Here is a 19,399-nt window from a genome sequence, read left to right as displayed (position 1 = left end):
AAAAGGTAGGCCGGATCCGGGGCGGTGGAATCGGTCACGCATAGGTAGGGTTCGACCCATGCTGTACGGAAGGTCAGGGGAGCAGGCCGCCGTCGAGGAGTTGCTGACGGGGGCACGGGAGGGCCGCAGCGGGGTGCTGGTGCTGCGCGGCGAGCCGGGGATCGGCAAGAGCGCGCTGCTGGAGTACGCCGCCGAGCGGGCGTCGGCCGGGTTCGGGGTGCTGCGGGCCACCGGGGTGGAGAGCGAGGCGGACCTGCCGTTCGCCGGGCTGCACCTGCTGCTGGGACCGGCGCTGCCGCTGCTGCCGGGGCTGCCCGCGCCGCAGCGCCGGGCGCTGGAGGCGGCCTTCGGGCTGGCCGAGGGAACGGGACCCACCGACCGGCTGCTCAGCGGCCTGGCCACGCTCGGGCTGCTGGCCGAACTCGCCCAGCAGCAACCGCTGCTCTGCCTGGTCGACGACGCGCAGTGGCTGGACCACTCCTCCGCCGACGCGCTGCTGCTGGCGGCCCGGCGGCTGGGCAGCGAGGGCGTGGCGCTGCTCTTCGCGGCCAGGGACGGGGAGGGGAGCTTCCCCGCCCCCGGGCTGCCCGAGCTGCGCCTGGCCCCGCTGGAGCCCTCGGCCGCCGCCAAGCTGCTGGCGGCCCGCGCCGACGAGGCGGCCGGCGTGGGCCTGCGCTACCGGGTGCTGGCCGAGGCGCAGGGCAACCCGCTCGCGCTCACCGAGCTGCCCCTCGCGCTGGCCGCCGCGCCCTCCCCGGGGGCCGGCGAGCTGGCGCTCACCAGCCGGCTGCGGCAGGCCTTCCACGGCCAGGTGGCCCGGCTGCCCGCGCCGAGCCGGACCCTGCTGCTGGTGGCCGCCGCCGAGGAGAGCGGCGAGCTGGCCACCGTGCTGCGGGCCGCCGAGATGCTCGGGGCCGGGCCGGCGGACCTGCTGCCCGCCGAGCGGTCCGGGCTGCTGAGCCGCACCCAGGACGGCCGTTACGCGCTGCGCCATCCGCTGCTGCGGGCCGCGATCCTGGACGGCGCGCCACTGGACCAGAAGCTGAGCGGCCATCGGGCGCTGGGCGCGGTGCTGCAGGCCGACGGCGAACTGGACCGGGGCACCTGGCACCTCGCGCAGGCCGCCACCGGGCCGGACGCCGAGCTGGCCGAGGCGCTGGAGGGCGCCGCCCGGCGGGCGGCGGCCCGCGGCGGGCACGCCGGTGCGGCCGCCGCCTACGAGCGGGCCGCCGGGCTCGCCGACGACCGCGAGACGGTCGTCCGCTGTCTGCTGATGGGCGCCGAGTCGGCGCTGGACGCGGCCGAGGCCGAGCGGGCCCGCTCACTGGCGCTGCGCGGGGCCGAACTGGCCGAGGACGCGCTGACCCTGGCGGTGCTCGACTGGGTGCGGGCCACCACGGAGTTCTGGCGCGGCGGCTACCAGGAGGCGCACCGGCTGCTGCTGCGCGCCGCCGACCGGAAGATCCCCGCGCCGCTGGCCGCCCGGGCGCTGCTCCAGGACTTCCACATCGCCTGGTACCTGGGCGAGCGGCAGGTCGTCGAGGTGCTGGAGCTGATGGCGGCGCTCGACCTGCCGGCCGAGGACGCCACCGCCCCGCTGGTCGGCTACCTGCGCTCGGCCGTCGGGCCGGTCTTCGGCCACCAGGCGCCGCCCGGCGTCACGTTGGCCGAGGCCGCCACCCGGGCCAGGGCGGCCGGCGCGGACAGTCCGCGCGATCTGGTGCAGCTCTGCGGGGCCGCGCTGGTGCCCGGAGCGGACGCGCAGACCCTGGCGCTGGCCGTCGAACTGATCGACGAGGCGCGCACCGTCGGGGCGATGGGCCTGCTGCCCACGCTGCTCTTCTTCCGGGCCGAGGCCGAGCTCTTCCACGGCCGGCACCGGGACGCCGAACTCGCCGTGGCCGAGGGCCTGGCGCTGGCCCGGGACACCGCGCAGCCCCAGTGGGTCAGCCAACTGTGCGCGCTGGACGCCTATCTGGCGGCGCTGCGCGGCGCGGACGAGCTGGTCGGGCAGCGGGTCGCCGAGGCGCTCGCGGACCAGGTGAGCACCTGGGGCGGCCCGGCGGCCGGCACCTCCTGGAGCCAGTGGGCGCTGGCCGTGCACGACTTGGGCCAGGGGCGGGTGGCCGAGGTGGTGGAGCGCCTGGAGCCGCACACCGCGGGCGCCCACCGGCACCACGTCTCGGCGATCCGCACCGTGCCCGACCTGGTGGAGGCGGCGGTGCGGCTGGGCCGGCCGGAGCGGGCCGAGGCCGCCTTCGAGCGGTTCGAGGCCTGGTCGGCCCGGAGCGGCTCGCCCGACTGGAGCCGGGCGCTGGTGCTGCGCTGCCAGGCGCTGCTCGGGCCGGCCGAGCTGGCCGAGTCGGGCTACCTGGCGGCGCTGGAGCTGCACGAGGGGACCGGGCGGCCGTTCGAACTGGCCCGCACCAGCCTGCTGTTCGGGGAGTGGCTGCGCCGCGACCGGCGCAAGACCGAGGCCCGGGCCCGGCTGCGGGCCGCCCTGGAGATCTTCGAGCGGCTCGGCGCGCTGCCCTGGGCCGAGCGCGCCCGCAGCGAGCTGGGCGCGGCCGGCGACACCGCCCCGGTGGCCGCGCTCTCGGGGCCGCTGGCCGGACTGACGCCGCAGGAGGAGCAGATCGCCCGACTTGCGGCCAAGGGGCTGTCGAACCGGGAGATCGCCGCCCAGCTCTTCCTCAGCCCCAGGACCGTGGGGCACCACCTCTACAAGGCGTACCCGAAGCTGGGCATCGCCTCGCGCGGTCAACTCGCGGACCTGATCGCCGCCTGAGGCGGCGCCAGGTCACGATCCAAACAATTGTACTGACTGCCCGTCAGGCGCTGGCGACGGACTGTGCCGCGGCCCGGCGGATCGGCGCCGCCTTGGACAGCTGGGCCTGCGGCGCCTGCAGCTGGGCGGACTTGATCGCCTGGGCGTGCGCGGGGGCACCGAGGCCGCTGAGCAGCAGCCGCAGGATGGCGAGCAACTCCTCGGTCAGCGCGCTGGTGTGGGTGGTCTCCGGCTCGCTCACCCAGCGGTAGAGCGCGCCCAGGTAGACGTCCCGCAGCACGTTGCCGACCTGTGCGGGCACCAGGTCCGGGCTCAGCTCGCCCTGGGCGATGCCGGACTTGACGATCTGGGCGAAGATGTCCGCGACGTACGGCTCCTCCAGTATCGGCCGCCCGGCCTTGACCCAGGCGGTCAGCATGGCGACCGTCAGGTCGTGCTCCTCCTGGTTGAGCTGGCCGAGCGCGGTCACGCAGCGGGTCAACTGCTCGATCGGGCTGGAGCCCTGGGTCTGCGCCTCGGCCAGCACCGTCACCAGGTCCCAGCGGCGCCGCTCGGTCCAGGCGCTGATCAGGTCTTCCTTGCGCTGGAAGTAGTTGAAGAAGGTGCCGCGTGCGACGTCGGCGCGCTCGGCGATCTCGTCGATCGAGGTGTGGTCGTAGCCCTTGTCGACGAAGAGCTCGACGGCCGCGGCGTACAGGCGCTCCCTGACCCTCTGCTTGTTGCGCTCACGTCGGCCGATGGCGGGCGCTGCGGTTGGCGGACGCGGGTCCATGGCGTGTCTCCATCTCGACGTACATCTCGACCCCCCGCCGCGGGTGCGGGCGGACTGGGCAGTGGGCGACGGTGTCGGGTCAACCACGGGAGGTTCGTGCAGGTGACGGGTCAGGTGGTTGGTACGGTCACGATTTTTATACCACGGTCTAACTATTGGCCGCAGGCTTCCGAAGGATCTCGGCCCGGTCGGGCGGCGTGCGCCGGGTCACTACGTCATGTCCTGCGCGCCCCCGCCCGCCCGGCAGCGGATGCTCCGTCAGAAACACCGCACCGGGCGGGCGTCGGCCGGATCAGCCGCCGGTGGCCGCCGGGTCGGTCAGCGACCGGCGCAGGTCGGCCAGGCTCTCGTTGCCGAGCAGCCGGCCCGCGGTCAGCTCGATGCCGTGCTCCCGGCGCAGCTGCTGGCTGAGCCGGGTGGCGGCCAGCGAGTCCAGGCCCTGCTCGCGCAGCGGACGCCGCTGGTCGAGGGCGCCCGGGGTGAGGCCGAGCATCGACGCGGAGCCCGCCAGCAGGGGGTCACCGACCGGCCCGGCGGCAGCGGGCGCGGGCAGCGCGGGCGGGACGGCGGTGGCCGGTGCCGGTGCGGACGGCACGGTGGCCGGTGCCGGTGCGGACGGCACGGCGGCCGGTGCCCAGGGTGCGGGTGCGCCCGGCCCCGCGGCCTTGAGCGTGCGGCCGGCGGCCCTGCGCACGCCCCGCCCGGCGCGCCCGCCCGCGATGGCCGGCCCGCGGCGGGTGCCGAGGCCCGCCAACCCGGTCAGCCCGGTCAGCAGTGGCGCTGCCCCGACCTTGAGCAGCGTGGCGAGCGGCGCCGCCGAGTGCTCGGCGAGCCGCCCCAGGACCCCGGGCAGCCCGGCCGGCGCCGGCGCGTTCCCGGGCAGCGGCCGCAGCCGGATCCCGGTGAACCGGGCCAGCGGGTGCCCGTCCGGGTCGACCAGCAGGACGTCCGCCCGGGTGGCGTTGCCGAGCCCGTCCCAGGCGGTGACGGTCGCCAGGCTCCAGAACTCGTACGGCAGCGGGGCGAGGAACCGCGCCGAGGCCATGGCGGTCATCAGGAACCCGCGGCCCTCCTCGCCCGGTGCCCGGCCCGTCCAGGCCGCCAGCAGCGGCTGCAGCCCGGTCTCCCAGGAGCCGGGCTCGGGCGCCTTGGGCAGTCGCAGCCGGGCCACCGCCTCGCCCTTGCGGCGCCAGAGCTGCTCGACCGCGCGGAACGGCTCGCCGATCTCCACGCCCTGGCGGGCCGCCAGCTCGAGGAAGCCCTGCGCGCCGTGGTAGTCGTGGCAGCGGCCCAGGGCCTGGTCCACCACGCGCAGCGCGGTCAGCCGCGCGTCGTCGTCCACCGGGTGCAGCTCGGCCGAGGCGCAGTGCAGCGGTTCGGCGGCGCCCGGCAGCCGGGCCGCCACCGTCGCGGTGCGGGCCCCGCCGTCGACGGGGTCGGTGAGGGTGACCAGCAGCCCGATCCGGTCGGCCTCCTCGATCGGCAGGTAGGCGTCGGCGAGGACCACCTCGCGCAGCTCGTACTCGCGGGCCGGCCCGCTGCCCGGGTCGAGTTCCCGGGCGGCCTGGAGCATCGCGGCCAGGTGGACGGCCGGCGGCACCGGCGCGAGCCCGCGCACCGCCACCCCCGTACCCCAGTCACCGGCTCCCCAGTCGGCGAGTTCCACCTCCCAGGAGCGCGAGCGGGGCTGGTGCCGCACGCTCGTGCCGCGCCGCCCGGCGGGCCGCACGTGGCGCATCGCGTCCCACGGGTAGGCGGGCAGCGAGGTGACCACCGGCGGCGCGTCCGGGTACCAGCAGTGCCAGTCCACCCGGCCGCCGGCGACGAAGACCCGCCCGACCGTCCTGATCAGGTCCAGCACCCCGTCCTGGTCGCGGCGCAGCGTGGCCACCACGCCGCCCGCCAGCTGCTCGGCGTCCAGCGTCTCCTCGACGGCGGCGACCAGCAGCGGGTGCGCGCCGACCTCGACGAAGACGCTCTCGGCGGCCCGCGCCACCTCGGCGACGGTGCTGGTGAACCGGACCGGCCGGCGCAGGTTCGCCATCCAGTACTCGGCGTCGAGCTCCGGGCCGAGCAGCCGCTCGCCGCGCACCGTGGAGACCAGGGGGACCGTGCCCTCCACGGGCTGCAGGCCGTCGAGGGCGGCGAGCAGGTCGGGGCGCAGCGGGTCCATGTGCGGCGAGTGCGAGGCCACCGCCACCTGCACCTGGCGGCAGAGCACCAGACGCTCGGTCAGCGTCCGGGCGAGCTCGGCCAGCGCCGCCGCCTCGCCGGCCAGCACGGTGGCGGTGGGGGCGTTCTCGGCCGCGACGCAGATCCGGTCGCCGTAGTCGGCGATCGCCGCCCGCGCCCGGTCGGCCGAGAGCTCGACCACCAGCATGCCGCCGAGCCCGGCCTGGCGGTCCATCAGCGAGCTGCGCCGGCAGATCACGGCCGCCGCGTCCTGCTCGCTGAGGGCCCCGGCCGCCCGGGCCGCCGCCACCTCGCCCATGCTGTGGCCGATCACCAGGTCGGGGGTGACGCCGCGCTCGGCCAGCGCGGCGGTCAGCGCCACCTGCGTGGCCCACAGGGCGGGCTGCACGGTGGCCATCCCGGTGGGGAAGTCGCCGCCCGGCTCGGCGGTGATCAGCTCGCGGACGCCGTGGCCGAGCTGGCCGTGGATCAGCTGCTCGCAGCGCTCCAGCGTGGCCGCGAAGGCGGGGGAGGCGGCGGCCAGCGCACGGCCCATGCCGGTCCACTGGGAGCCCTGCCCGGGGAAGACGAAGACGGTCTGCCGCTGCTCGGGCAGCCCGGCCGCGCCCTCGGTGAGACCGCCGTCCGCGATCGTCTCGCCGGCGGCCAGCGCGCGCAGCCGCGCGGCGAGCTCCTGGTGGCTCGTGCCGAGGGCCCAGAGGCGGAACGGGTGCGCGTCGCGCCGCAGCGCGGCGGTGGCGCACAGGGCGCGCAGCGGGTGCGCGGTGCCGGCGCCGCCGGGGGAGAGGTAGTCGGCCCAGTGCTCGGCCAGCCGGCGCAGCGCGGTCGCCGAGCGGGCGCTGAGCACCAGCAGCTGCGGCTCCTGCGGCTGCTGGTCCTGCGGCTGCGCCGCGCCGCCGTCCACCGCGCCGGGAGCGGATCTGAGGTCGGCCGGGACGGCACCGATCACCACGTGGGCGTTGGTCCCGGACAGACCGAAGGAGCTGACGCCGATCAGCGCCTCGGGGCCCTGCGGTTCGAGCGGCCGTGCCTCGGTCACCACCCGCAGCGGCGCGTCGGGCCCGGCCACCAGCCGGTGCGGCCGCTCCAGGTGCAGCGAGGCGGGGATGACGCCGTGCTGGGCGATCAGCACCGCCTTGATCAGCCCGGCCAGCCCGGCGGCGGCCTCGGCGTGGCCGAGGTTGGTCTTCACCGACCCGGTGAGCAGCGGTCGTCCGGCCGGCCGGCCCGGTGTCACCGCCTCGGCCAGCGCCCGCAGTTCGACGTCGTCGCCGACCGTGGTGCCGGTGCCGTGCGCCTCCACGTAGTCCAGCTGCGCCGGGCTGATCCCGGCGCTGCGGCAGGCCTCGCGCACCATCTCGACCTGGCCGGCCACCGAGGGCCGCAGCAGCAGGCCGCTGGCGGCGCCGTCGCTGGTGACGGAGCTGCCGTGCAGCAGGGCGAGCACGGGGTCGCCGTCGCGCAGCGCGTCGGGCAGCCGCTTGAGCACCACCGCGGCCACGCCGTCGCTGCGCACGTAGCCGTCGGCGCCGCCGTCGCCGAACCGGCAGGCCCCGCCGGGCGAGGCCATGCCGCCCTGCGAGTAGGCGATGGAGTCATAAGGGGAGAGGATCAGGTTGACTCCCGCGGCGATCGCCAGCTCGCACTCCCCGAGCTGCAGGCTCTGCCGTGCGGTGTGCACGGCGACCAGGGAGGAGGAGCAGGCGGTGTCGAGCACGATGCTCGGACCGCGGGCGTCCAGCGCGTAGGAGATCCGGCCCGCGGTGACGGCCCGCAGCCGGCTGCCCACCAGGTCGCGTATGTCGGGCTCGTCGCGGTCGGCCTCGTCGTTGTACTCGGCGGTCGCCTGACCGACGAAGACGCCGACCTGTCGGCCCGCCAGCGAGTTCGGACGCTGACCGCCCGCCTCCAGCGCCTCCCAGACCACCTGCAACAGGATCCGCTGCTGCGGATCCATCGCGCGTGCCTCGACCGGGGAGATACCGAAGAAGGCCGCGTCGAAAGCGAACGGATCGCGCACGAAACCGCCGTGCCGGGAGACGGTCCGTCCGGGCAGCCGGGGGGCCGGGTCGTAGGAGTCGTCGACGGCGAAGCGCTCGGCCGGGATCGCAGTCACCGCATCGACCTTGTTGACGAGGACGTTCCACAGGGCGTTGACCCCGTCGGCACCAGGGAAACGGCATCCCAGGCCGACGATCGCGATCGGGGTCCGGCTCGGCTGTGCTGTGTGCATGCGGCAACTCCAGCTTCGAGACATGGAAGAGTCCGCGCCCGAATCGAAGCGCGATCCAAAAATACATTCAAGGTCAAACTAGGACGGCCGATTTCCAGCCGTAACGCAGGGGTGGGCTCGACCACTCGACCGGTACAGGTATGTCACTTTTGGTCGGATTCTCAGCCGTAACTGATCGACTACAGGTCAAACTAATACTTGCGTACATCGATGGCTCGGTGTTTATGATTGCGCATCAGTCGACGGGTGCGGGCTGCTCGTCGCAGGATCGGTGCCCCGGTGGCGGCCGCTGCCGCGGATCATGGCGCGGCCGTGAGCCGACCCGGCCCCGGTCGCCGCTGCGTACCATCCCTCGGGTGCGTGTGCCCAGGTCAGCAAGGTCAGGCTGGAGCGGAGCAGGGGGAGCCGATGCGCACCACAGGCTTGAGGAAACCGGGCGGCGAGGTCGCGCCCGGCCCCGGCGCCGTCCCGCCGGGGCCGGGTGCCGGGTCGGCCGGCCGGCGCCCCGTCCGGCGCCCGGCCGCCGCCACGGCGACGGTGTCGCGGGGTTCGACCGCGGGGATGCGCCGTGGCCGGTTTACCACTGCTCCGATCGCTGCTGATGCGAGGTGCAGACCGTGGCTGTCGGGGTCGAGGTGAACGAGCCGCTGGCGCTGCGTCCCTGGGACTACCCGGAAGTGACCCGGATGCTGCTCGGCTCCGACGGCTCGACCTCGCTGCTGGAGTCGGTGGCCGGTGGCCGGCTGACCGCGGTGCTCGATCACGAGGAGGTGCTCGCGCCCGCCGCCGTCCCGACGGTGGTGCGCGAGGCGCTGGGCATCGAGGACCCGGCCGCCCCACTGCTGCTGCGGCTCACCCGGCTGGTCACCCGGGAGCGACTGACGGTCAGCAGCGACCGGGTCTACCTGGCGGCCCGGGACGCCAAGCGGCTGCTGCCATCGGACGACGTCCCGCTGCTGCGCTTCCTGGCCCGCGAACGGCTGTCGGTGCGGCGCCGGCCGCTCTCCTTCTCGGCCCGGCGCTGGCCGCACGGTCCCGCGCAGCGCTGGAGCGTGGGGCGGGACTACCTGATCGACTGCGAGGGCGACGCCCGGATCTGGGTCAGCGAGCAGTTCAGCCCGGACTACATCCCGGCCGCCGCCGCCCCGAGCCTGGGCCGTGCGCCCGACCTGGCGCCGCCGGTGGCCGGGGCCGACGGCTGATCAGCCGTCGCTCGATCAGCCCCCGCTGCCGGGCACCGGATCCGCCGCGGTGAGCGGCCGTGCGACGGCCCGCCGCGGCGCCCCGGCCAGCCGGGCCGCCGCGGCTGCCGGGTCCCCGGCCGGGTGGACCGGCCCGTGGTCGGCGAGCAGGGCGAGCAGCCGGTCGCGCACCGCACCGGGTGAGCCGGCCACCGAGCCCGCCAGCACCAGTGGATCGCCGGCCGCCGCGGTGGCCCGCACCAGCGCGGCCAGGTGCTCGGCGCCGGCCGCGGCCACCTCCAGCGCGGTCCGGTCCCCGACCGCCGCGGCGGCGTTGACCAGGGGCGCCAGCCGGGCCAGGCGTCGCGGCGGGCCCGCGTACGCCCAGGGCAGCAGCTCCGCGGGCCGCTGCGCGCCGCAGTGCTGCAGCACGGCCCGGCCCAACGGCCCGTCCGGCTCGGCGTGGGCACGGCGCAGCGCCTCGCGGCCCAGCCAGAACCCGCTGCCCTCGTCACCGAGCAGCCAGCCCAGCCCTCCGCTGACCCGCAGCACCTGACGATCGGCCACCCGGCTGCAGGCGGCGCCGGTGCCGGCGATCAGGACGGTGCCGGTGCCCGCGTCCGTCCCCGAGGCGAAGGCGGTCACCGCGTCCGGGAGGAGCTGCACCGCGGCGCCGAGCCCGAACGCGCTGCGGCAGCGCTCGGCGAAGGCGGCCGGGTCGGCCAGCGCCCGGTACCCGGCCAGGCCCACCGCGCAGCCCGCCACCGCACCGGGATCGAGCCCGCCCAGCGCCGCGCGGGCCGCCTCGGCCAGCCGCCGCACCGCGCCCTGGTCGCCCTGGCCGGTGGGATTGGCCCCCTCGGCCAGCGCCCGCCCGCGCTCGGCGCCCCCGGCGTCCAGCACCACGGCACGGGTCCAGCTGCCGCCGGCGTCCAGGCCGAGGAAGAGCGGGCTCACCCCGCGGCCCCGGTCAGCTCGCGCACCGCCGCCCACGGGTGACCCTGGCTGCGGGCCAGTGCCGCGCGGGCCTGCTCGACCGAGCACCCGCAGCTCAGCACGACCAGCGCGGTCGCGGTCTCGGCGGCACACCGCTCCAGGCAGTCGCGCGCCTCCTCCTCGGTCACCTGGCAGGCCGTCACCAGGGTCCGCACGGCGCGCGCGTGCAGCTTGGCGTTGCGCGCCGAGGCGGCCACCATCAGGTTCGACCAGGTCCGCCCGCTGCGCACCATCAGCGCGGTGGAGAAGGCGTTCAGCGCCAGCTTCTGGGCGGTGCCGGCCTTCATCCGGGTCGAGCCGGTGACCACTTCGGGCCCGGTGTCCAGCAGCACGTGCAGGTCGGCGAAGTCGGCGGCCGCCGCGTGCGGGTCCGAGGAGAGCAGGGCGGTCGCCGCGCCCACGGCGCGGGCCGCGCGCAGCGCGCCGATGACGTAGGGGGTGCGGCCACTGGCGGTGACGCCGATCACCAGGTCGCCGCGGACCGGCGGGTGCGGCTCGTCCGGGTCCGGCGCGTGGTCCTCGGCGTCCTCCCGGGCCACCGCCCCGGCCCGGGCGCCGCCCGCCAGGTGCCCGACGACCTGCTCGGTGCCCACCCCGTAGGTCGGGCCCAGTTCCACGGCGTCGCCGAGCGCGAGCCGCCCGCCCGTCCCCGCGCCGAAGTAGTGCACCCGGCCGCCCGCGCGCAGGGTGCGCAGCGCGAGTTCGGTCAGTTCGGTCAGCTCGGGGAGCGCGCCGCGCACCACGGCGGGCACGGTGGCGTCCTGATCGTTGATCAGCTCCAGGATCGCGCGGGTGTCGAGCCGGTCCAGCTCCAGGCTCGCGGGGTTGCGCCGCTCGGTGGGCGGCAGTGCGGCAAGCGGTGCTGCGGCGGCAGGGCGGACGGCGGACGGCTGATCGGTATCCATGGACACTCGGGCTCCGGATCGACGCGGCGGTGGCCGATCAAGTCTTCCAGCCGGCGCGCGGATCCGTCAGGGTCTGCGGGGCCGTCCCCGTCCCTGCGCGCCGCTCAGCGGCGCCCCGCCGCGGCGAACGCCCCGAGCCCGGCCCGGGCCCTGGCCCGCAGCACCCGCTCCTCCACGATCTGCCCGTCGCTCAGCACGATCACCCGGTCCGCCCAGTCGGCCAGGTCCGCCCCGTGGGTGCGGCTGGGCTCGCGGGTGACCATCACGGCGGCGGCCCCGGCGTCGCAGCGCGCGCGCAGCACCCGCAGCACGGCCTCGCCGGTGGCCGGGTCGACGGGGCCGGCGGGCTCGTCGGCCAGGATCAGCCGCCGCTCGCCGACCAGCGCGCGGGCGACGGCCACCCGCTGGCGCTGGCCGGCGGAGAGCTGGTCGGAGAACCGGTCGGCGAGGTGGCCGACGCCGAGCTCGCTCAGCGCGGCCAGCGCCTCGCGGCGGGCCTGCTCGTCGGTCAGCGCGCCCAGGTCGCGCGGCAGGGAGACGTTCTCGGCGGCGGTCAGCGCGGGCAGCAGGCCGAGGTCCCGGTAGACGTAGCCGATCGCGGAGCGCCGCAGCACGGCCAGCGCGCCGCGGGACAGCCCGCCCAGCTCCCGGCCCTCGAAGAGCACCTCGCCCGAGCAGGCCCGGTCCAGCCCGCCGGCCAGGCCGAGCAGCGTGGACTTGCCCGCGCCGTCGGCGCCCAGCACCGCGACGAACTCGCCCGGCAGCACCGTCAGGTCCACCCCGCGCAGGGCGTGCACCCGGGCCGCGTCGTGGCCGTGCACGCGGGTCACGCCGCGCAGTCGCAGAACCGGGTCCCCGGTGGTTCGCGTCTGTGTGGTTGTCACTCCACGGCCCTCCTCGGTGTGGCTGCGGCGGCGACCGCGACGGTTCGACTGTGCGGGTGCGCGTCCGGCCTGTCTACCGGCCGATCGGCGCATACTGAGTATGTATACCCGGTATACAGCAGCTCATCAAGGCGTCCGTCCGGCGGCCCTGAATAGCCGTCATCGCGGCCCCGTCCGCAGCGCCGCCCGTTCGTCCCGCGGTGGCGACTGCCGTACAAAACGTCAGAGGGCCTACCGGATCTCTCCGATAGGCCCTCTGTACTACTGGGTCGGGGTGGCGGGATTTGAACCCACGGCCTCTTCGTCCCGAACGAAGCGCGCTACCAAGCTGCGCCACACCCCGGTCTTTCCTTTGTTGCTTCCGTCTCCGTCGCAACGAGTAGAACTCTATCCCATGCAGGTCAGGAGACGAAATCCGGTTATCGGAGGCGGGGGGTCAGGGTCATCAGGGTGGCCTCCGGAGGGCAGGCGAAGCGGACGGGGGTGTACCGATTGGTGCCGCAGCCTGCGGAGACGTGCAGGTAGGACTGCTTGCCGCCGGCCCGGTGGGTGGACAGGCCCTTGACCCGCTTGGCGTCCAGATCGCAGTTGGTGACCAGGGCGCCGTAGAAGGGGACGCAGAGCTGGCCGCCGTGGGTGTGGCCGGCCAGCACCAGCGGGTAGCCGTCGGCGGTGAAGGCGTCCAGGCTGCGCAGGTAGGGCGCGTGGACCACGGCCACCGACAGGTCGGCGTCGGCGGACGGGCCGCCGGCCACCGCGGCGTAGCGGTCGCGGCGGATGTGCGGGTCGTCCACACCGGTGAACTCGATGTCGAGCCCGGTCAGCGACAGCCGGCCGCGGGCGTTGGTCAGGTCCAGCCAGCCGGCCGCGTCGAAGCCGTCGCGCAGCTTCTCCCACGGGTTGTGGACCGCGCCGGTGATGCCGGCCCGTCCGGTGCCGTCGGCGTTGTTGAGGCCGTGGTTGCCGCTGCTCAGCGCCTTGAGGTAGCGGGTGGGGCTCTTGCGGGCCGGGCCGTAGTAGTCGTTCGACCCGAAGACGTACACCCCGGGGAACTCCATCAGCGGGCCGAGCGCGTCCAGCGTGCTGGGTACGCCGAGCGGGTCGGAGAGGTTGTCGCCGGTGTTCACCACCAGGTCGGGCCGCAGCCCGGCCAGGCTCCGCAGCCAGTTCTGCTTCTTCTGCTGTCCGGTCACCATGTGGATGTCCGACACGTGCAGCACCCGCAGCGGCTTGGCGCCCCGCGGCAGTACCGGGACCTCCACGCGGCGCAGGCGGAACGAGCGGACCTCGTAGCCGGCGGAGTAGGCGAGCCCGGCGGCTCCGGTGGCGAGGACAGCGAGCGGGACGGAGTACAGCTTTCGCATCGGTCCATGGTCGCAGACCCGGCCTGTTCGGGAGAACCGGGCCTTCCCCCGCCCGCCTGACGCACTGTCGGCCGGTTGGCCCGCCGTGCGCCCGCCGGAGTGCGCCGCGGTGCCCCGGGCCGGGCGGACGACCTGCGCCGCCACCGGAAGGGCAGGCCGGCCCGGACCGCCGCGGGGTCCGCCGGGCCACTGGTCCACCCGGCGCACAGCCGGTGCCCCGACCGGCTCGTACTGCGTCTGCTCGACCGCCCCGAAGCGGCCCGCCCCGGGCGGGCCCGAGGGTGCGCAGGGGAGCCGGACGGCGATATTCAGGGGCGTCGCGCCGTCCCGGATGTGAGGATTGGCCCATGACATCCCTCAAGGAGCGGCTGCGGGACGACCTGACGGCCGCCATCAAGGCTCGGGACGAGCTGCGCTCGTCCACCCTCCGGCTGACCCTGACCGCCGTCAACCGCGCGGAGGTGGCCGGCCCCGAGAAGCGCGAGCTCACCGACGCCGAGGTGGTCCAGGTGGTGCAGGGCGAGGCGAAGAAGCGCCGGGACGCGGCGACCGCCTTCCAGGACGCCGGGCGGGCCGAGTCGGCCGAGCGCGAGCGCGCCGAGGGCGAGGTGCTGGCCGAGTACCTCCCCAGGCAGCTCGGTGACGAGGAGCTGGCCGCGATCGTCGCCGCCGCGGTGGCCGAGAGCGGGGCGAGCGGGCCGCAGGGCATGGGCGCGGTGATGAAGCTGGTCCGGCCGAAGGTCGAGGGCCTGGCCGAGGGCGGCCGGGTCGCCGCCGCGGTGAAGGCCGCACTGATCGGCCGTTAGCACGGCGTGCGCCCGTAGCGGCGCAGGAGAGCACAGAAGGGCCACTCAGCTTCCGATCAGCTTCCGACGTCTTCGTTGATCGTCGCGGGGGTTGCTCGGGCGGGTTGTGTGGCGTCATCTGGCGGTGCGGACCTGAGCCAGCAGTGAAGCATCGGCGGTACTCACGCCTCCTCCGGGAGGGATCCGCCGATGCTTCCGGACCCGAGCGGCCGACGCTCGCGAGGGCAGGAGATCCGCACCTGGGCCGAACTGCCGGTCGGCACGTCGTCTGCTGCTTCATCAACTCGGGCTGAGCCTCTCATCCGGATCCGTTACGGGCTTCTCGCCCGGATCCGGCGTGGCCTGCCAGGAAGCGCATGACGAATCGGACACCTGCTGCGCTATGGATCCGTTCACGCGGGAGAGAACGACGCGGTAGCAGGTACTTGCCAGGTTCGGCATCGTCCCGCTCGGATAGGTGACGTCGGAGCGCAGTGTCAGGACAACGGAGGTTCCGCTGACGCTGGCGTTCACGGTGCTGACGGATGTTCCGTGCTCCAGCTCCTTGAGCGAGGTGAGTGTCTGGGGGCCTGCTGCGAAGGCTGGCTGGAGCCTTGCGATGTATCTGCGAGCGCCTGCGCCAGCCTCCGCATAGGCATGGTCCCGCTGCTGGTCGGCAGCGTGCAGCCACAGGTAGCCGCAGATCACGGCCGCGCCGACCGCCGGCACCAGCAGGGCCGCGAGCACAGCGCGGCGTCTTCCCACGATCTTCATGCGAGCCTTCGGGCCATGGCCGGGGCCCGAGAGGGCCCCGGCCGAGATGGGACTTGGTCCTGCCGTCAGTACTTGGCGGCGGTCAGTGCGTTCGCCAGGGCCTGCGCATACAGCTTCGTCCCGGCGTTGTTCGGGTGGTAGCTCTCCATACTGGGGCAGACCGGGTTCCCCGGGCAGGAGAAGTCGCCGCCGCCCTTCGTGGAGGGTGCCGCGACGACGTCGTTGATGGCGGCTCCGGCGTGGCTGCACACTCCGTGCTGGCTGAACTCGGTCATCGGCGAGTAGAAGGTGACCGGCACGGAGGACTGCAGGCCGGCGACCGTGCTCTGCTGCTGGTGCCCCATGTAGACGGCCCAGTCGTTGAGCTTCGCCGCGTTGCCGGGCGTCATCACACTGCACCCGAGGTCCCAGTCGCTCACCGTGAACAGCTCGGGGTAGCCGAGGAGAACGATCTTGGCGTTCGGCGCCTTGGCATGGATGGCGTACAGCAGGTCCCTCGTGCTACCGACGGCGGCATTGATCTGCCCCGTGACCGAGGCATCCGATGGGCAGCCCTTCGAGGGCTCCGCGCAGCTCGTGACGATGTCGCTGAACCCCGCGTCGTTTCCGCCGGCGGTCAGGGCGACCAGTGTGGTGTTCGCGTCGAGGAATCCGGACATGAGCTGAGGCACTTCGTGGTGCTGGCCGATGACACCCCACGCGCGGTTTCCTTGGGCGTCTCCGGCGCCGTTATTGCCGATCGAGTGGGTCAGTGCGCCGGAGCAGGCGGTGCTGTGGTAGTCGAGGCTGCTGTCGTTGGAGTCGGCGGCGCTGCCGATGCTGGTGGCCCTGCCGGGGATGACGGTCTGGCGGATCCAGGAGTTCTGGCTTCGCCGGCAGGCGTTCCAGCTCCGGCCGGGTGAGGTCTGCTTGTCCTGGTCGGCGTAGGGGCCGGTGTCGGTGCCGTAGATGTACGGCTGGGCGCCCTCGCCGGAGGAGTAGGAGTCGCCCATCTGGACGACGAAGTCCTTCGGCTTGTCGGGCAGGGGCTGGAAGGCCGCCGCGTCCCACGCGAGGTCCTCGCCGCCGGCCCCGATGCCGTCCTGGGTGTAGTTGCTCAGTTCGAGCCCCTGGATGCCGCCCCCGGGGGCGAATTGGAACACACCGAGACTCACCCAGTGGTTGGTGTTGGAGGCGACGTTGAGGGTCCGGTTCTCGGTGTCGAATCCGGTGTGGATGGTGTAGGTGGCCTGCTGGGTCTCCGAGCCTGTGTCGGGCAGATGGACGAAGACCCTGGTCCAACTGTTCAGCGGCTGGCTGAGCTGCCAGGTACCGGTGATCGCCATGGGGCCGCTGACCGTCCCCGGCGCCGAGACGTCGGTCGTCGACCGGTCGACGGCATTGTCGGCGTTGCGGGTGTGGGCGAACCAGAAGTGCGCGCCGTAACCGCCGCTGATCTGGTGCAGGTCGGCCTTGGCCTCGTAGTGACCGTCGCCGTCGGGCTGGAAGTTGAATCCGAAGGTGCCGGCGTTCTGCCAGACCCGGTCGCAGTCGGAGCGCATCGGCGGGGAGGCACCGGAGAGCGAGTCGATGACGAGGGTGCCGCTGGGCACGGCCGATGGGCTGCTGCCCGGACGAGTGCAGTCCGGAGCGCCGGTGGTGCCGTCGCCGGGTTCGGTCCGCAGCGTCTTGTAGGTCATGGTCTCGTGGCCGCAGTCACTGGTGCAGCTCTTCCACGCGGTCGAGGAGTGCCACCAGTAGGGGGTGTCACAGGTGGGGCCGAGGTGGTCGACCTCGCAGCGCGGCGGCTTGGTGGCGTCGCAGTTGTTCTGGGTGTTGCAGAAGGTGTAGAGCGGCGGCTTGACCAGCGAGCGGTGGTCGTCGTTGTCCCACCAGGCCGCGGCGTAGCCGGCGGTGTTGCCGTGGTTGAGGTTGCCGTTGTTGTCGTAGGAGCGGCCGGTGTTGATCGGCCAGGCGGCCCAGCCGAGGACCTTCTCCTGGTAGGGCCAGTTCTGCGGGTGGGCTGCGTCGGCGTAGTGGTTGAAGTTGAGGAACGCCGCACGGTCGGGCTTGTAGATCGGGTTGGCCGGGTTGTTGAGGTAGCCGAGTCCCCAGGGGGCGCTCGGGTTGGCGGGGTCGTATCGGGTGAAGCCGGCGTTGTAGTCCCAGGCCGCGGTGAACCAGTTCTCGATGGAGGCCGGGTTGTCGCTGTTGAGCTTCATCGGGGCGTTGGGGTCGTGGAGTTCGTTCCACTTGTCGGCCAGGGTCTGGGCCGCGACGGCGATGTTCGAGGCGTAGTCCAGGGCGACGGCCTTCTGCTTGTCGGCCGGCCAGGCCTGGTCACCGGGCCGCATCTGGCCGGCAGCATGCATGCCGTCGGTCTGCTGGCCCATGCCGTAGCCGCAGTCGACCCTGCTCCAGTCGACCTGCCAGATGTTCGTGGAGCCGGCCCGCGGGTGGCCGTAGAAGTTGCCGGTCAGCGGGTTGCCCAACTGGCCCGGTATGGCGCTTCCTTCGGCCTGCCAGAGGTTCGACTCCTGGGTCAGGATGCCGAGCAGGACCTGGGGCGGGATGTGTCCGCCCGGAGCACCGGCGAGACTCGGCAGCGGGAACATCCCCTGCGGATCGACCGTCCCCAGGCCGTCCATACCGCGCCAGGGGCTCTGACGGACCCACTGCTTGGTCAGGTCGCCGCGGACCGCCATGTCGGCGGCCCACTCCACCTGGGCGGGCGTCGGCTGGTAGGCCTGCTGGTTGGGGTCGTTGCGGGCCACGCTGCAGGCGCGGTCGTCATCGACGGTCGCCGTCGCGCTGCCCGTGGTCGTCGCACTCGTCATGGTCGCCATCGCGCTGCGGGGCGTGGCCGTAGCGGACGCCTGCGTGGTCCGTGGCTTGGACGTCCCGGTCAGCGAGCCTGCCTGTGGCCGGGGCGCAGGAGCGGGCTGCTGGTCGGTGAGGGCGGGTGAGGCGGCGGCTGCGGCCGCTGCAGTGGCGTCGGGGGTGACCGGTGTCAGGGAGAAGGAGAGCTTCTTCCCGGTCGCGGGCACCTCGCTCTGGATCTCGATCGGACCCTGGTCGCCCGGGCCCGGTGCTGCCAGCGGGTTGGCCGCCAGACTGCGGACCCGTCCGGAGACCGCCTGGTCGACGGCGAGTGCGCCCTGGGTGGAGACGGCGGCGTCGGACGACACCGCGAGCTGCTTGACGGCAGGGGGCAGCGAAGTCGGCCCCTGCGGCTGTCCGGTGAGGAAGACCTTGCCGTCCGCGCCTGCCTGCAGGCCGAGGTCACCGGTCCTGCTCTGGGCGAGCGTGGCGACCTTGCCCTCCGCCAGCCGCTTGGCCACCGTAGTGTCACCGCTGCGGTCCAGGAAAGTGACTCCGCCGTCAGCGTCCGGGTGAACGGCGGAGGCCGGTCCGGAGGTGGTGGCCAGGACACTCGCGTGTCCGGAGGCGTCGACCTTGGTCAGCTGCGATCCGGCCGCGCCGACGACGCCGTCCTTCACGGGCACCGCCGAGGTGAGCTGCCCGGCGACAGTGGCCGTGTCGACCGGCTTTCCGGTGGACGTGTCGATGGTCAGGAGCCTGGTCTGGCCGAGGTCGGCGTCGCCGCCCTGGGTGAAGACCGCGTTCTCACCCGCGCCGCAGCCCGGGTCGAAGTACGCCAGTGACACCTGGTCGGGGAGTTTGGTGACCGCGCCCGACTCCAGGTCGACGATCGCGGCGAACGCGCCGCGCTGCATCAGCTCCGGCTGGTTCGTGAACTGCCGCGGGGCGTAGACCACGGCCGCGCGCTTGCCGGAGGCGGTGACGCAGGAGTTGCCCACCCACAGGTCGGTCGCGAAGCCGGGCTCGGAGAGCGTCGCGACCGTACGCCACTGGTAGGCCTGACCACTGTCCGCGGCGAGGATGCGGAAACCCGCCGCGTCTCCGGCGGTCGTCACCGCACGGTCCCCCGACGACTGCCAGCCCTTGGGCAGCGCAGCGTCGGGGTCCGGCACCTTCGAGTCACCCGATGGCCCCGGCTGGGTCCCGGGAGCATCCGGCGGCTGTGCCGAGGGCGTCGCATCGGTCACCGTGTTCGCGTGAGCGGTGGTGCCTGCCATGGCGAGCGACAGGGCGGACAAGATCGAGAGCGTCCCCGTCAGGACCGCATGTTTGCTTCGATAACGCATCAAACCCCCAGTTTTACCGGCCTCTTCGGGCAGCCGATGACAGTTCGTGACAGCACGGACGGCACCCGTCGTGATTGATCGAGCCCGTGGGCTGTGCTCACGCGAGGGACGACGACGCAGGTCGCGATGATCGCGAACGCTTCCGTCCCCTCGCCGTACCAGTGGTGTGGCCGGCGCTCCCGCGTGACGGCAGGCGGACCATCGAGGCCGGCACTGCCGAGCGCAACCCCCCGGATCCCCCTGCGCCCTCGGCAGCACGATAGGTCATCGAGAATGGCGCTGGCCAGCCATGTGATCGATTCGTCAGCAAACCTGGCCACGGAACTACATGTCCAACCCTTTGCCATCGGTTCGCTCAAATCGGGCACTACGTTAA

11 protein-coding genes and 1 tRNA gene are annotated in these 19,399 nt (G+C 74.0%); 3 read left to right on the top strand and 9 right to left on the bottom strand.

The genetic code is table 11. The annotated features are described in order from the left end of the window. Nucleotides 1–58 precede the first annotated feature (58 nt). Nucleotides 59–2,788: a helix-turn-helix transcriptional regulator gene (locus OG294_RS19105; RefSeq protein ID WP_327067716.1), complete on the top strand. Its 2,730-nt coding sequence runs from the start codon at nt 59–61 to the stop codon at nt 2,786–2,788. Between the two features lie 43 nt (nt 2,789–2,831). Here the strand turns inward: OG294_RS19105 and OG294_RS19100 are convergent, their stop codons facing one another. After that, nucleotides 2,832–3,560, bottom strand: a complete 729-nt coding sequence (locus tag OG294_RS19100; RefSeq protein ID WP_327067715.1) for a TetR/AcrR family transcriptional regulator — start codon at nt 3,558–3,560, stop codon at nt 2,832–2,834. A gap of 292 nt (nt 3,561–3,852) precedes the next feature. Next, nucleotides 3,853–7,986 carry a type I polyketide synthase gene (locus tag OG294_RS19095; RefSeq protein ID WP_327067714.1) on the bottom strand — a complete coding sequence of 1,378 codons (4,134 nt, stop codon included), beginning with the start codon at nt 7,984–7,986 and terminating at the stop codon, nt 3,853–3,855. 617 nt (nt 7,987–8,603) lie between these two features. Here OG294_RS19095 and OG294_RS19090 point away from each other — a divergent pair. Further along, the gene (locus OG294_RS19090) at nt 8,604–9,188 is read left to right on the top strand and encodes a hypothetical protein (RefSeq protein ID WP_327067713.1); all 585 of its coding nucleotides are present in this window, start codon (nt 8,604–8,606) and stop codon (nt 9,186–9,188) included. 15 nt (nt 9,189–9,203) lie between these two features. On the opposite strand, the gene OG294_RS19085 is transcribed toward OG294_RS19090, so the two are convergent. From OG294_RS19085 to OG294_RS19065, 5 genes are all read right to left on the bottom strand, one after another. After that, on the bottom strand, nt 9,204–10,124 hold the full coding sequence (locus OG294_RS19085; protein ID WP_327067712.1) for an N-acetylglucosamine kinase: 921 nt from the start codon (nt 10,122–10,124) through the stop codon (nt 9,204–9,206). Then, nucleotides 10,121–11,068, bottom strand: a complete 948-nt coding sequence (locus OG294_RS19080) for an N-acetylmuramic acid 6-phosphate etherase (RefSeq protein WP_327067711.1) — start codon at nt 11,066–11,068, stop codon at nt 10,121–10,123. Before OG294_RS19080 ends, OG294_RS19085 begins: the two co-directional genes overlap by 4 nt. A 104-nt stretch (nt 11,069–11,172) precedes the next feature. Beyond that, nucleotides 11,173–11,952, bottom strand: coding sequence for an ABC transporter ATP-binding protein (locus OG294_RS19075; protein WP_327067710.1), 780 nt, complete (start codon nt 11,950–11,952; stop codon nt 11,173–11,175). A 269-nt stretch (nt 11,953–12,221) separates the two neighbouring features. Further along, nucleotides 12,222–12,295, bottom strand: a tRNA-Pro gene (locus OG294_RS19070). Nucleotides 12,296–12,371: 76 nt separating this feature from the next. Further along, nucleotides 12,372–13,316: a metallophosphoesterase gene (locus OG294_RS19065; RefSeq protein ID WP_327067709.1), complete on the bottom strand. Its 945-nt coding sequence runs from the start codon at nt 13,314–13,316 to the stop codon at nt 12,372–12,374. Between the two features lie 347 nt (nt 13,317–13,663). On the opposite strand from OG294_RS19065, the gene OG294_RS19060 reads away from it, so the two are divergent. Further along, nucleotides 13,664–14,122, top strand: a complete 459-nt coding sequence (locus tag OG294_RS19060) for a GatB/YqeY domain-containing protein (RefSeq protein ID WP_327067708.1) — start codon at nt 13,664–13,666, stop codon at nt 14,120–14,122. Nucleotides 14,123–14,401: 279 nt separating this feature from the next. On the opposite strand, the gene OG294_RS19055 is transcribed toward OG294_RS19060, so the two are convergent. Both OG294_RS19055 and OG294_RS19050 read right to left on the bottom strand, forming a co-directional pair. Then, nucleotides 14,402–14,875 carry a hypothetical protein gene (locus tag OG294_RS19055; RefSeq protein ID WP_327067707.1) on the bottom strand — a complete coding sequence of 158 codons (474 nt, stop codon included), beginning with the start codon at nt 14,873–14,875 and terminating at the stop codon, nt 14,402–14,404. Nucleotides 14,876–14,940: 65 nt separating this feature from the next. Then, nucleotides 14,941–18,792: a golvesin C-terminal-like domain-containing protein gene (locus OG294_RS19050; protein WP_327067706.1), complete on the bottom strand. Its 3,852-nt coding sequence runs from the start codon at nt 18,790–18,792 to the stop codon at nt 14,941–14,943. Nucleotides 18,793–19,399: the final 607 nt, after the last annotated feature.

This window comes from Kitasatospora sp. NBC_01302, from assembly GCF_035976515.1.
Classification (GTDB): domain Bacteria; phylum Actinomycetota; class Actinomycetes; order Streptomycetales; family Streptomycetaceae; genus Kitasatospora.
The sequence above is the reverse complement of the archived record's forward strand: the minus strand, read 5'-3'. Positions and strand labels throughout refer to the sequence as shown.